Consider the following 13339-nt stretch of genomic DNA (forward strand, 5'->3'; position numbering starts at 1 on the left):
ATTCAGTACACCAAAAAAGTGCGGACGTACTGAATATCAGAACGTTGATGAAAAAATCGTTTTTTACAACTATCGCAATCAGCACACAATAAATTTGCGTATATCCTGGCTATTCGCAGTGAAGAAAAGCGCAATAAAACCTCAATATCAGGATTACGGTAACAAGACAATCTTTTTACTAAAGCATAATAGATACTGATTTATAAAACATCGACGCAGCAAAAAGTGAGATAACGAGTGAAGCGCCACGATAAAACACCGTTGGTTTTAGTCTGGACTGGCTTGAGGTTTGGCTAAGATTAATCAACGTGCCGGAGTAAATCCACATGCATGATATGGGTAACAATGCCAAAAACAGGCAAAGCATCGCCTTCATATAGCTGTCTTGATCTATGAAGGCTGATGGAGGGATGATGGAGTCAGCGAAGAAAAAGGCCTTGGGGTTGAGTAAGGTCGTGATAAAAACCGTGCTGAGAGTGATCTTCTCACTGGTTTGATGAAGAGAAAACCTCCACACTTTCACCGCTAAATACACGACATAACATGCCGATAATATCTTCATGACGTTTAGTACCGAGTTTCCATGTTGTGCCAAATAGTTAAACAACAATCCCCATGCAGTGACAGCCAATAGATATCCAAGCCATTCTGATAAAGTCAATTTTATACTTTTAACAAAACCTTGAGTATAACCAGAGCAAAGAAGCAATGTATTAGTTGGTCCCGGCATACTGAGAAACAGTGCGATGTATGACGTGATTTTTACGTATTCAATTCCATGAATCATTTTGACACCTCCTTGATTAAGGCCAGTAACGCCAAGCCTGATATTACCCTTATTCTAACATTATGATATATCTCCCCTCTTAAAATAAAAAACCCTATTTTCATCTCAATCCATCGCTTAATTCTTCCGTCTGATAATTTATTTTTATTGATAATTCCCCCTCGAAATCACTATCAATAAAAATATATCTAAACATAAAAAAAAGAAAAGAATAATACCGTGAATTGCAGAGCAACACATTATCGAGACAAATAATGCAAGGCATCAGCCTCACCGTATAAGATAATCCAGAACCTTATCACGCGCTTACTATAACTTGCATAGAAAAGAAATTGATAAAATCAGAGTATCAATCATGAAAAGTACAACCGATATATCCTCAATATTTCTTATAATAACCTTACCAGATTATCAGGCGTGTCGAAATTAACATGAACCAAACGGGATTTTGATAACCCAAACCAATAAGTCGAGGCATTGGATGCTATCGCAAATGCTCTGCTTACTATTAATACCCCTATTCTACTTTATATGGAAAAAAGTACGCCAATACAAGCAAGATTTCCTCAAACTGGCCTTCTCATTCGATTTAAAAGGAATAACTGTTTTTATTCCTTTTACTTTCAAATAAATGCGAATATTTCCACTTGGATAACCCTTATCCGCCAGTACCGCTTTCGGACGCGATTTCAGATGCCCACTTTTTCGGATAATCCCGACCCGGTTAAGCAACGTTTCCGCATACCGGCTTTCGTGGGCTTGTCCGCCGCTCAGACAAAAACTCAGCGGTCATCCTGTACCATCTGTCGCCAGATGGATTCTGGTGCCAAAGCCGCCGCGAGAGCGACCCAGCCCATTGTCCTCGCGTTCATCGGGATGTTTTTTTTCGCACCGGCGGCCGCTTTCAGGGCGCGAACGTTACTGCCATCCAGCGCAAAACCAACCCAGAGTGACGGGTTCCGCGTCAGAGTATGACCGGAAAAATGTCGGGCCGGAACGACGTGGATATCCACCTCAGGAGATTCCTTGACGATGTCATTCCAGTCAGCTTCATGAATCTGGTCAACAGCGTAGCCCCAACGCTTGAAGTGTGCTCCAACACCAAGGCCAACGACCACGCGTTTGACTTTACTTCGAAGCGCCAGAACGGTGGGGTAGTCCAGATGGTCATAGTGTACCAGGCCGTATCGCCAGACTGGTTGAGTGCAGGTTGCGCCCGTTGTCTCTCCCGGGCAACAGAATTTGCCCGATAGGAATTCCGTTACGGTTGAAAACCATACTCCGGCCTTGACCATAAATCGCCACGTAGACATTGCCATCTGCATCCATTCGCATCGAATCCGGTGCTGGCCCGGTAAATCGGTAGGGAACGGCAGAGCCGATGGGTGCGATTGTCATCGGGTCGGTCAATTCGACACGATGCAAGAGGTTGCGACCGAATTCGGTGGCCCACAGGGTCTTGCCGTCGGGGCTGAGGGCAAGACCATTTGTCATTGATAGGTTCGGCAAAACCGGTCTGATCGTGGCGAAATCAGGTGTGACGTAATACACGCCGCCCTTTGGCTCCGTCGCCGTGCCCCTACCCTATTCCATAAGTGAGAAGGTATCCGTTATTGATAATTGTGTTCGAAAAGGCAGCGCCATCTAGCCTATTGATGGGCTGCCATCACATATCGGTGCGTTTAATGGGCGGTGAAACCGCCGTCCACGGGCAGGCCGACGCCAATCACAAAGCTTGCCGCAGAGCTGCACAGCCACAATACCGTAGCGGCGATCTCATCATCCCGTCCCAATCGCCCGATGGGTTGTTCCTTTAGGATCGCCGCCATCGCATCGGGTTGCTCGCTAAGCATCGCCTGCACCATCGGTGTGTCGATGGTGCCTGGACATATCGCGTTGATGCGTATGCCAAGCGCTGCATACTCCATTGCCGCACTCTTGGTCATACCCAGCACGGCATGTTTGGTGCCGTGATAGGACGCTCGACCAGGTAGCCCCACCAGACCGCCCAGCGATGAATTATTAACAATTGCCCCGGTTCCTCGGGAACGCATGACCCGGAGCTCATGTTTCATGCTTGCCCACACGCCAAACTGGTTGACGGCCACAACCTGCTGGAACGCCTCGGCGGGTTCCTCGGCTGCGTTGCACGGCGGCACCTGGATGCCGGCATTGTTGAAGGCCATGTCCAACTGCCCGTATTCGGCGATGACGCGATCCACGGTCGCAGCGATCTGGGCTTCGTCAGTCACGTCGCAAGCCACGCCCAAAGCGCTCGCCCCCTCAGCCACGAGGGCGCGAGCATGTTGAGCGGCGAGTTCGCCATTGCTATCCGCCAACACTACGCGCGCGCCGCTTCGTGCGAATGCACGTGCAGTGGCGAGCCCCATTCCCATCGCAGCGCCGGTAACCAGGGCGACCTGCCCTTTGAAATCGTAGGTAATATCCATATACACTCCCCCGAATTTATCGGTATTACAGGTATTTATTGAAGAACGTCGTCATCGCGTCAAAGGGGATTTTGTCCATGCGATCATACAGATCAACGTGGCTAGCCCCTTTGACGATCAGGAGTTCTTTCGGCTGCGCGGCGGCCTCATAGGCGGTTTCAGCGAAGTAGAGCGAGTGAGCCTTTTCACCGTGAACAAACAGGATCGGACGCGGTGAAATCTCCTTGATGTAAGTCAGGATCGGCATGTTCATAAACGACAGCGGCGTGGTGACCGTCCAGGAATTGCCGGAATTGACCGCACGCTTGTGATAGCCGCGTGGCGTCATGTAGTAGTCGGCGTAATCGACCAGAAACTGCGCCTCACCGCCCTTCAACTGGTTAAAGGCCGGTTGGTAGGCCGGCGTTTTGTGCGCGGCGTCTTCCCAGCGCTGCCGGCTCAGTTTCTCCAGCGTCTGCGCCCGTTGCTCAGGCGTCACGCTGTCGTTATATCCTTTGGACATAACGCGGCTCATGTCATACATGGTGCTGGCGACAACGGCTTTGACACGCTTGTCGGCCGCCACGGCATTCAAAGCCATGCCGCCCATGCCGCAAATGCCGATCACACCGATACGCTCACGATCAACGTAGGCTTGCAGCCCGATAAAATCCACCGCCGCCATGAAATCCTCCGTGTTGATGTCCGGTGAAGCGACGTTACGTGGCTCACCACTGCTCTCCCCGGTATAGGAAGCATCGAAGGCCAGCGTGACGAAGCCGTGCTCAGCCATCGTTTGCGCATACAAGCCCGATGCTTGTTCCTTTACCGCACCGAATGGGCCGCTAACCACCAGCGCAGGCAATCTCTGATTATCACGGTTCTTCGGTAGATACAGGTCGGCTGCCAGGGTGATGCCGTAGCGATTTTTGAAGGTGACCTTCTGGTGATCGACTTTGTTGCTCCGGGGGAAAGTCTTATCCCATTGCTTGACCAATTTCGTCGACATGCCTGCCGTCGATGCCTGGGTCTTAGCCGCGACTGATTGTACGCCAGCCATCGATACCACACTTGCGATAAGTGCAACTTTGAATAAACTCTTTGGAAAAGATAAAAGCGTCATTGCTTGTACTCCTTCAGGGTTGGGTAAAATAGTGCTCGCTTCACAGGGCGCGTTTGAGAATATTTGTCACGACATGCGGCGGGCACCAGGTATCTTCCTGACTCCCGACGCGGGCTCTCGATGAACGACAGGCGATGTCCGGCTTTCGGTGAATCGCAACACGATTGATTTCATTCACCCAATGCCGGAGCCGCTGTCGTTTGAACGTCTGCTTCTCCGGCCGCTTTAGCTGCCGATCGGCCCGCGAGGTAAGAGAGAACGGCAGTGACTGCGAGCAGCAGTGCACTGGCTTCGAACGTCGCCCGATGCCAGAATGTGCAAAGAGTGTATAAGTTTCGACCTGAACTCCATTAGCATATTTCTATGGTTTACTTGCCTAATCCTATAAACCGTTGCAGGCGCCGTCGGTTTACCCGTCGCAGATGGGCTACAGTGAAAAGCGAAACGCGTAGTAAAGGAGCGAGCCAAGATGACTTCTGCGCGGTACGCCGCGAAGGGATCGAACAGTTGACAGGCATGAGCCCACTTCAGTATCAAAATATGAATGAATCAATGTGACAGTAATTTATTTTTCAAGCCGCTGTATAAATTCTTTTTGGTATTGCGGCAAGCGTGAGTAATTCACAGCCTGGAATGTTAACGGAGGCAAATAGACCATTCCTGTATGCCGTGCGCTGGCTTCCATGGGGCAAAAACATCCGACAAACTCATCTTTTGAAATAAACAGGTAATATTAATAAATTACTGGTGACTGCAACGTGAAGTATGACGGGTACGCGCAGTATATCCATTTGTTCGCACAGGACTATGGCTAACAATACATTCTGGAGGATCAGGCAAGAAATTTGGTGATTCTGTATATCGATAGCGTAGCCCGGCCGATAATATGCCTTTGTAGCTCTGACTTGCTGTATTAACGGCGAATTATCCGACTGCCATTATTCCGATATGACTGCCATTATCATTTCGATATATACCCAAAATAATTCGAGTTGCAGGACAACACGCTCGCGTGTTGAACAACGCAACGCGTTGGCCCGTCAGGGCAAGGCTCATTAAGAGCCTTGTAACGCGGCAAGAGAGAGACAAATTCGTCGGGAACGAATTTGACCAGCCAAAGGCTGGCCTCTGGTGAGAGACAGGATGTCTCTCATTTCATCCCGATGAGCTTACTCAGGTAAGTGATTCGGGTGAACGACAAATCTGCCGGGAGCAGATTTGAACGCTGCTTGCAGCGGCCCGAAGGGCGAGGCCCATTGATGGGCCGAGTCACGCAGCCAACGCACCTGCAACTTGAAGTATGACGGGTATAAGTCCCCTATTCTGTAGGAGTAACGAGTATGAGCGAAAATAAAGACCTAAGCCGCCGAGATTTTGTCATTCGTTCTGGTGCCGTGATTGGTGCAGGCTTGCTGATGAGTAGCCCGGTAGGGGCGCTTGCCGCAGACAGCAACAACCCGAATATTAAATCCCGTGGTTATGCTGCTTTTGATACCTCAGGGAAGCTTGCACCGTGGTCGTTCGAACGCCGTCCAGTAGGTGATAACGATATTCTGATAGAAACGAAATACTCCAGTATCTGTCATTCCGACATCCATCAGATGAAAGGCCACTGGGGAGTACAGAAGTACCCGCAAGTTCCCGGACACGAAATAGTCGGTGTGGTCACTGCGGTAGGAAAAAACGTCACTCGCTTTAAAGTCGGTGATCGCGCAGGGGTTGGCTGCATGGTTAACAGCACGCTGCCTCGTCATCAACTGGCAACACTGGAAAACGTTGAGCAATATCACCCTGCCACCATTTTCACCTACGGTTTCCCGGAAAAAGACTCACCGTCAGGTATCTCTCAAGGGGGATATTCGACGAATATCGTCGTGCGAGACCATTTCGCTGTGCATATTCCAGAAAATATTAGTTTTGAAGAAGCTGTACCGCTGCTGTGCGCCGGTATTACCACTTACTCCCCGCTGATGCAGGCGAAAGTCGGAAAAGGTATGAAAGTTGGGGTGGCGGGTATCGGCGGTCTGGGCCACATGGCGATAAAGCTTGCCGTATCCAAAGGTGCTGAGGTTTACGCTTTCACCACCACAGCATCAAAAGCCCAGGATATTTTGTCCTTTGGCGCAAAAGAAGTGATCGTCGTGGATGACCTCAGCAAACTCAAACCGTATCAGGGAATGCTGGATTATATGATTTCCACTATCCCTTATCAGTACGATGTCGCCGCCTATGCTGCGGTCGTTAAACCGCACGGCACGTTTACTCAGGTTGGTATGCCGGAAGGTTTTCAGTTAACACTTAACGCGCTTGGGCTTGCAGCCTCCAGAGTGAATTTTAATGCCTCACTGATTGGGGGTATGAAAGAAACACAGGAAGTCGTTGACTACTGTGCCAGTAATAAAATTTACCCCAAAATTCAGATTATCAAGGCGGATCAAATTAATGAGGCGTGGGATAATGTATTCAATAAGAAAGCGCGTTATCGCTATGTGATAGATACAGCGACAATATAATTTTAAATAATCACCACCCACCTCTTAATATCTCTTTAAAATATCTACAGATATTCACCCGGTCAAAAGACCGGGTATTACAAATGCCCGGTTATAACAAGCCGCAGTGAACCCCGCTCTGGAGCGTAATACCGGATTTAGCGCTATCCCGGCCAGTTACGCGCATTCTTCAGATTAAGCGACGTTATGTGATGGTTTAAATCGCCACCAACTGCCTGACGCCCTGCTGCTCCATCTCGTCACCGCGGCCGCGTTGAATGATCGCGCCACGCGACATCACCAGATAGTGATCCGCCAGCTCGGCGGCAAAATCATAAAACTGCTCCACCAGTAAAATCGCCATATCACCGCGGCGCGCCAGGCTGCGAATCACCGTACCGATTTCTTTAATCACCGACGGTTGAATCCCTTCGGTGGGTTCGTCCAGAATCAGCAGTTGTGGTTTGCAGGCCAACGCCCGCCCGATGGCAAGCTGCTGCTGTTGCCCTCCGGAGAGATCTCCCCCGCGGCGCTGTTTCATTTCCCGCAGCACCGGAAACAGTGCGTAGATCTCCTCGGGGACGCTTTTCGCCTGGCTCCCCGGGAAACGCGATAACCCCATCAGCAAATTTTCCTCAACGGTCAGGCGCGGGAAAATCTCTCTGCCTTGCGGTACATACGCAATGCCCTGCTGCACCCGCTGGTGTGGTTTGCTCGAATTGATCAGTTTCCCTTGCCAGTGAAGGGTGCCGGATTTGGCCGGAATGATCCCCATCAGGCATTTCAGCAACGTGGTTTTCCCTACGCCGTTACGCCCCAGAAGGCAGGTAATTTCACCGGGCGTCGTTTCAAACGACAGGCCGCGCAAAATGTGGCTGCCACCGTAATATTGATGTAATTCATTAACCTGCAACATGTTCAGCGCCCCAGATAAACATCGATGACCTGCTCATTCGCCTGTACTTCACGCAACGAACCTTCCGCCAGTACTTGCCCCTGATGCAGAACCGTGACGTGATCGGCAATCGTTTCCACAAACCCCATATCATGTTCAACCACCATCAGCGAATGCGTGCCCGCCAGCGTGCGGAACAGCTCGGCGATGTAGTCGGTTTCCGCATCAGTCAGCCCGGCAGCCGGTTCGTCGAGCAGCAGGAGGTGGGGTTCCTGTACCAGCAACATGCCGATTTCCAGAAACTGCTTTTGCCCATGGGACAGCAACCCCGATGGGCGATGACGGTGCTCCGTCAAGCGGAGCAGTTGCAGTACTTCGTCAATGCGATCCCGTTGTTCGCCACTCAGTTTCGCCTTCAGGCTGGCCCAGACCGATTTATCCATTTTCTGCGCGATTTCCAGGTTTTCCATCACGCTTAGCGCTTCAAAAACGGTCGGTTTCTGAAACTTACGCCCAATTCCGGCGCGGGCGATCTCGACCGATGACATCCCCACCAGATCGATAGTCTGGTCGTAAAACACCTTGCCGCTGTCCGGGCGTGTTTTACCGGTGATGACATCCATCAACGTCGTTTTACCCGCCCCATTCGGCCCGATGACGCAGCGCAGTTCCCCGACGCCGATCGACAACGACAGATCCGTCAGCGCGCGAAACGCATCGAACGTGACGTTAATATTCTCAAGCTGCAATACCGGATCGGTGATGGTGCGATAGCGGTCCTGGCGCTGCGGCTGGGTATACAGTAAATCAGTCATCTTTCCTCCGTTTGAGAAGGCCAATCACACCCCGCGGCAGGAACAGCGTGACCAGAATAAACATCAGCCCGAGGAAAAAGAGCCAGAAATCCGGAAATGCCACGGTAAACCAGCTCTTGGCACCGTTAACAATACCCGCGCCGAGGATCGGCCCGACCAGCGAACCCCGCCCGCCGAGTGCCACCCAGATGGCCGCTTCGATGGAGTTGGTCGGCGACATTTCGCTCGGGTTGATAATCCCCACCTGCGGCACATACAGCGCGCCGGCCAATCCGCACAGCACGGCCGATAAGGTCCAGACAAACAGCTTGAACCCCATTGGGTCGTATCCGCAGAACATCAGCCGGTTTTCCGCATCGCGCACGGCGGTGAGTACGCGACCAAACTTGCTGCGCGTCAGCCACATACAGCTCACCAGTGAGAGCGCCAGCAACAGTACGGTGGCGATGAACAGGCCAATGCGCGTCGCAGTGGCCGATACCGGGAAACCCAGCAACGTGGTGAAACCGGTAAAGCCGTTGTTGCCGCCAAGGCCGGTTTCGTTACGGAAAAACAGCAGCATACCGGCGTAGGTCAGCGCCTGGGTCATAATAGAGAAATAGACGTCTTTGATACGCGAGCGAAAGGCAAAGTAACCAAACAGCAGCGCCAGCAGGCCGGGAACCAGTATGATCAGGCATAACGCCCAGGCGAAATGCTGTGTCCCGGTCCAGAACCACGGTAATTCCGTCCACGACAGGAACGACATAAACGCCGGTAGCCCGTCGCCGGCGGCCTGACGCATCAGATACATGCCCATCGCATAGCCGCCGAGCGCGAAAAACAGGCCGTGCCCCAGCGATAATAACCCCGCATAGCCCCACACAAAATCCAGCGCGACCGCCACAACCGCATAGCAGAGGATTTTCCCTATCAACGTCAGTGTGTAGGTGGAGATAGCCAGCGGGTTCTCTGCCGGCAACAGGGCGCAAAACGGCAGCACGACCAACGCCGCCAAAATCAGCGATGCCAGCGAGCCGGTCAGGCGCGGGGCGCGTTGGGCCATTGTTACGGTGATAGGTTGGCTCATCAGTCAATTACCCGCCCTTTGAATGCAAACAACCCTTGCGGCCGTTTCTGAATAAACAGCACGATCAAGACCAAAATGGCGATTTTGCCCAGCACGGCGCCCATTTGCGGCTCCAGTACTTTATTCAATACGCCGAGCCCCAGCGCCGCGACCACCGTACCCGCCAGTTGCCCTACGCCGCCGGTCACCACCACCAGAAAGGAGTCGATGATGTACCCCTGCCCTAACTCCGGCCCGACGTTGCCCAACTGCGACAACGCCACCCCGCCCAACCCGGCAATGCCGGAACCTAAACCGAAAGCCAGCATATCAACGCGCCCGGTCGGCACGCCGCAGCAGTCCGCCATCCGCCGGTTTTGCGTCACGGCACGCACGTTCATGCCCAGCCGGGTTTTGTTGAGCAATAGCCAGGTCAAAATCAAAACGCCGACGACAAAAATCATCACCGCGATACGGTTATACGGCAGCACCAGATTGGGCAGCGCCGACCAGCCGCCGGAGAGCCAGCCGGGGTTGGCGACTTCGAGGTTCTGCGTGCCGAACAGCACCCGCACCAGTTGAATCAGCATCAGGCTGATCCCCCAGGTGGCGAGCAGGGTTTCCAGCGGCCTGCCATACAGATGGCGAATAATGGCGCGCTCGAGCAACATCCCGACCGCGGCGGTGATAAAGAACGCCACCGGCAGTGCCGCCAGCGGGTAGAGCGCCAGCCAGTCCGGCAACAGACGCTGAAACAGATTCTGTACCAGCCAGGTAGAGTACGCCCCGAGCATCAGCATTTCGCCGTGAGCCATATTGATAACACCCAGCAGGCCGTAGGTTATCGCCAGCCCCAGCGCCGCCAGCAGCAGAATCGACCCCAGCGAGAGACCGCTAAACGCCTGCCCCAGCCAGTCCCCCCATCTCAGGCGCTGCTGCACCTGCTTCAGGCTGGCGGCGGCGGCGGCGCGCACGGCGGCATCCGGCTCATTTTGCGGCTGCGTTAACCGCATCAGGCTGGCCTGCACCTGCGGATCGCTGGCTTCGCCAAGCCGTTTTACCGCCTGCAAACGCCGTTCGGCCCGGCTGTCTGAAAGTTGTAAGTTCGCCACCGTGATGGCGATAGCGGTATGGACGCGCTCGTTTTGCTCCACCGCCAACCGCTGGGTGAGAAACGGCAGTTGCTCGGCCTGAGCATTGTTTTGTAGCTGAAGCGCCGCCCGCAACCGCACGCCGTCGTCCTGGCTCACCAGTTGATGCGCCGCCAGCGCACTGGCGACCAATCCCCGAATGCGGTTATTCATAAACACTTTTTTCGTTGCGCCGCCTGGCGCGGCATCGCCTTCCAGCGGCACCGGTTTGCCGTCCTGTTCGGTAAACAGTTGGCCATTCTGGTCCGCCACGACGGATTCATCATTCAGCGCCTGCAATAACGGCAACCGCGATGCTTCCGGTGCGGCCGACCACTGCTGAAGCAACTGCGCCTGCTGGGTGCGGCTGGCCTGGCCGTAGTCGGCGGCCGGCCCGGCCTGTGCTGCTGCGGTCATCAGCAAGCCGCTAACAAAAAGGAGAAAGCCCAAAGCCGGGAATCGTTTCATGGTGTCGGTATCTTTTGATGGTTATCCGGTGATGCTTATCCGGCCTGGCCGGCACATTCAACCACTGACAGGGGCGGCCAGGCAGCCCCCGTCACTGAGCGCACGGGCTTATTTACCGCCGGTTTTCACCGGGTAATCCGGCTTTTTGTCGTTGCCGGCGATGTACGGGCTCCACGGCTGAGCGCGCACCGGTTTATCGGTCTGCCACACGACGTTGAACTGGCCGTTCTCTTCGATTTCACCAATCATCACCGGTTTATGTAAGTGATGGTTGGTGGCATCCATAGTCAGGGTGAAGCCGCTCGGCGCGGCAAATGTCTGCCCGGCCATCGCCGCCCGTACTTTATCGACGTCGGTAGTGCCGGCTTTCTCAACCGCCTGCGCCCACAGATGAATGCCGACGTAAGTCGCTTCCATCGGGTCGTTGGTCACGACGCTATCGGCATTCGGCAGTTTGTGCGCTTTGGCGTAAGCGCGGTAATCGGCAACAAACTTCGTGTTGGCCGGGTTGCTCACCGACTCAAAGTAGTTCCACGCCGCCAGATGGCCGACCAGTGGTTTGGCGTCGATCCCGCGGAGTTCTTCTTCCCCTACCGAGAAGGCGACCACCGGGACATCAGTCGCTTTAATGCCCTGATTCGCCAGCTCTTTATAGAACGGGACGTTGGAATCGCCGTTGATGGTGGAGATCACCGCCGTTTTACCGCCTGCGGAGAATTTCTTGATATTGGCCACGATGGTCTGATAGTCGCTGTAACCAAACGGGGTGTAGACTTCTTCGATGTCTTTATCCTGAATGCCCTTAGCGTGCAAGAACGCTCTCAGGATCTTGTTGGTGGTACGCGGATAGACATAGTCGGTGCCCAGCAGGAAGAAACGTTTTGCCCCGCCACCGTCTTCACTCATCATGTATTCCACCGCCGGGATCGCCTGCTGGTTAGGCGCGGCACCGGTGTAGAACACGTTCGGCGACATCTCCTCGCCTTCATACTGCACCGGATAGAACAGCAAACCGTTCAGTTCTTCAAACACCGGCAGTACCGATTTACGCGATACCGACGTCCAACAGCCAAACACCACGGCGGTTTTGTCCTGCGTCAGCAACTGGCGGGCTTTTTCTGCAAACAACGGCCAGTTAGAGGCGGGATCGACCACCACCGGCTCCAGTTTTTTACCCAACACGCCGCCTTTGGCATTGATTTCATCAATGGTCATCAGCGCCACGTCTTTTAACGGCGATTCCGAGATAGCCATGGTGCCCGATAAGGAGTGCATGATCCCCACTTTGATGGTGTCGGCAGCGGTTGCCTGCAAAGAAAAGCCCATGTTCAAAAAGGTGGCGGACAGGGCAAATGCTTTCAGTAAAGAACGTCTTTTCATTACAAAACCCCTGGTTGATGTTGGTGTATGACGATTCCCCGCCCTACGACGGGATGGACCATGACTACGATGAAACGGGTTGTAAACTGGCCTGCTGGAGCATGTGTAAGGTGATTTTCCTGACCTCGGCTTTGCTCTGGGAAATGTGCCCGGTCAGAATGCGCTGCGCCTCCTCTGTCTGTTGTTGCAGGATCGCCTGTAAAATCCGGGCGTGTTCGTTGTAAGTCGCCTCCACCCGGTCTTCACGGGTGAAATCAAGGTGACGGATGATGCGCATCTTCTCGGTTAGCTCCACATGAACGCGCGTCATTTCACTGTTACCGCCGGCGCTGACCAGCGTGGTGTGAAAGCACTCATCCTGCTGCGATAACGCTTTGCCCGGCACCATACGCGGCGCATCAATCCAGAAGCCGACCAACGGCGCCAGATGTTCTGAGCAGACGCCGGGCGGCATACCGCACAGGCGTCTCACCGCTTCCCGCTCCAGCACGATACGAAAGTCATACAGCGCCTCGAAATAATTGAAATCAAAAGGCTTTACCTGCCATCCACTGCGGGAATAAACCTGTACGTAGCCTTCGTGCTCCAGCCAGAACAGCGCCTGACGCACCGGAGTACGGCTGGCGGACATCCGCTCGGAGATGTCGTTTTCGCTGAAATGCGCACCAGGCATGAGGCGAAACTCGAAGATGTCGTTTTTCAGCTCATGGTAGATGCGTTCCGCCAGCCCCACCGGGCGTTTTTTTCGGCTTGTTTCGTTCACCATCGGCGC

The 13339-nt window shown here is 53.5% G+C and carries 10 protein-coding genes and 3 pseudogenes; 1 reads left to right on the top strand and 12 read right to left on the bottom strand.

The window, feature by feature from the left end; genetic code table 11:
• Positions 1 to 178: 178 nt before the first annotated feature.
• The 6 genes and pseudogenes from FDP13_RS05160 to FDP13_RS05180 form a co-directional block, all read right to left on the bottom strand.
• Positions 179 to 787: a LysE family translocator gene (locus FDP13_RS05160; protein WP_033576310.1), complete on the bottom strand. Its 609-nt coding sequence runs from the start codon at positions 785 to 787 to the stop codon at positions 179 to 181.
• A 576-nt stretch (positions 788 to 1363) separates the two neighbouring features.
• Positions 1364 to 1734 (bottom strand): annotated as a pseudogene (locus FDP13_RS21625) (transposase); the annotation flags it as partial.
• 21 nt (positions 1735 to 1755) lie between these two features.
• Positions 1756 to 1905, bottom strand: a pseudogene (locus FDP13_RS21630) (RomA family MBL fold metallo-hydrolase); the annotation flags it as partial.
• 49 nt (positions 1906 to 1954) lie between these two features.
• Positions 1955 to 2368, bottom strand: a pseudogene (locus FDP13_RS05170) (SMP-30/gluconolactonase/LRE family protein); the annotation flags it as partial.
• Positions 2369 to 2469: 101 nt separating this feature from the next.
• Entirely contained in the window at positions 2470 to 3237 is a 768-nt protein-coding gene (locus FDP13_RS05175) for a glucose 1-dehydrogenase (RefSeq protein ID WP_143838917.1), read from the bottom strand.
• A 25-nt stretch (positions 3238 to 3262) separates the two neighbouring features.
• A complete protein-coding gene (locus tag FDP13_RS05180; protein WP_370512551.1) occupies positions 3263 to 4276 on the bottom strand; it encodes an alpha/beta hydrolase in 1014 nt (337 codons plus the stop codon).
• A gap of 1403 nt (positions 4277 to 5679) precedes the next feature.
• Here FDP13_RS05180 and FDP13_RS05195 point away from each other — a divergent pair.
• Entirely contained in the window at positions 5680 to 6852 is a 1173-nt protein-coding gene (locus FDP13_RS05195) for an NAD(P)-dependent alcohol dehydrogenase (RefSeq protein WP_143838919.1), read from the top strand.
• Positions 6853 to 7048: 196 nt separating this feature from the next.
• On the opposite strand, the gene urtE is transcribed toward FDP13_RS05195, so the two are convergent.
• From urtE to FDP13_RS05225, 6 genes are all read right to left on the bottom strand, one after another.
• Positions 7049 to 7747, bottom strand: a complete 699-nt coding sequence (gene urtE / locus FDP13_RS05200) for an urea ABC transporter ATP-binding subunit UrtE (RefSeq protein ID WP_012770421.1) — start codon at positions 7745 to 7747, stop codon at positions 7049 to 7051.
• Positions 7748 to 7749: 2 nt separating this feature from the next.
• Positions 7750 to 8541 carry an urea ABC transporter ATP-binding protein UrtD gene (urtD, locus tag FDP13_RS05205; RefSeq protein WP_143838920.1) on the bottom strand — a complete coding sequence of 264 codons (792 nt, stop codon included), beginning with the start codon at positions 8539 to 8541 and terminating at the stop codon, positions 7750 to 7752.
• Positions 8534 to 9610 (bottom strand): urea ABC transporter permease subunit UrtC, encoded by a 1077-nt coding sequence (gene urtC / locus FDP13_RS05210; RefSeq protein ID WP_143838921.1) that lies wholly within the window; start codon positions 9608 to 9610, stop codon positions 8534 to 8536. The genes urtD and urtC overlap by 8 nt, the downstream gene beginning before the upstream one ends.
• Positions 9610 to 11187 carry an urea ABC transporter permease subunit UrtB gene (urtB, locus tag FDP13_RS05215; RefSeq protein ID WP_143838922.1) on the bottom strand — a complete coding sequence of 526 codons (1578 nt, stop codon included), beginning with the start codon at positions 11185 to 11187 and terminating at the stop codon, positions 9610 to 9612. The genes urtC and urtB overlap by 1 nt, the downstream gene beginning before the upstream one ends.
• Before the next feature lie 108 nt (positions 11188 to 11295).
• Positions 11296 to 12567, bottom strand: coding sequence for an urea ABC transporter substrate-binding protein (urtA, locus tag FDP13_RS05220; protein WP_143838923.1), 1272 nt, complete (start codon positions 12565 to 12567; stop codon positions 11296 to 11298).
• 64 nt (positions 12568 to 12631) lie between these two features.
• Positions 12632 to 13333: a GntR family transcriptional regulator gene (locus tag FDP13_RS05225; RefSeq protein WP_027712572.1), complete on the bottom strand. Its 702-nt coding sequence runs from the start codon at positions 13331 to 13333 to the stop codon at positions 12632 to 12634.
• Between the last annotated feature and the right edge of the window lie 6 nt (positions 13334 to 13339).

The sequence above is a fragment of the Dickeya sp. ws52 genome, assembly GCF_007210685.1.
Classification (GTDB): domain Bacteria; phylum Pseudomonadota; class Gammaproteobacteria; order Enterobacterales; family Enterobacteriaceae; genus Dickeya; species Dickeya chrysanthemi.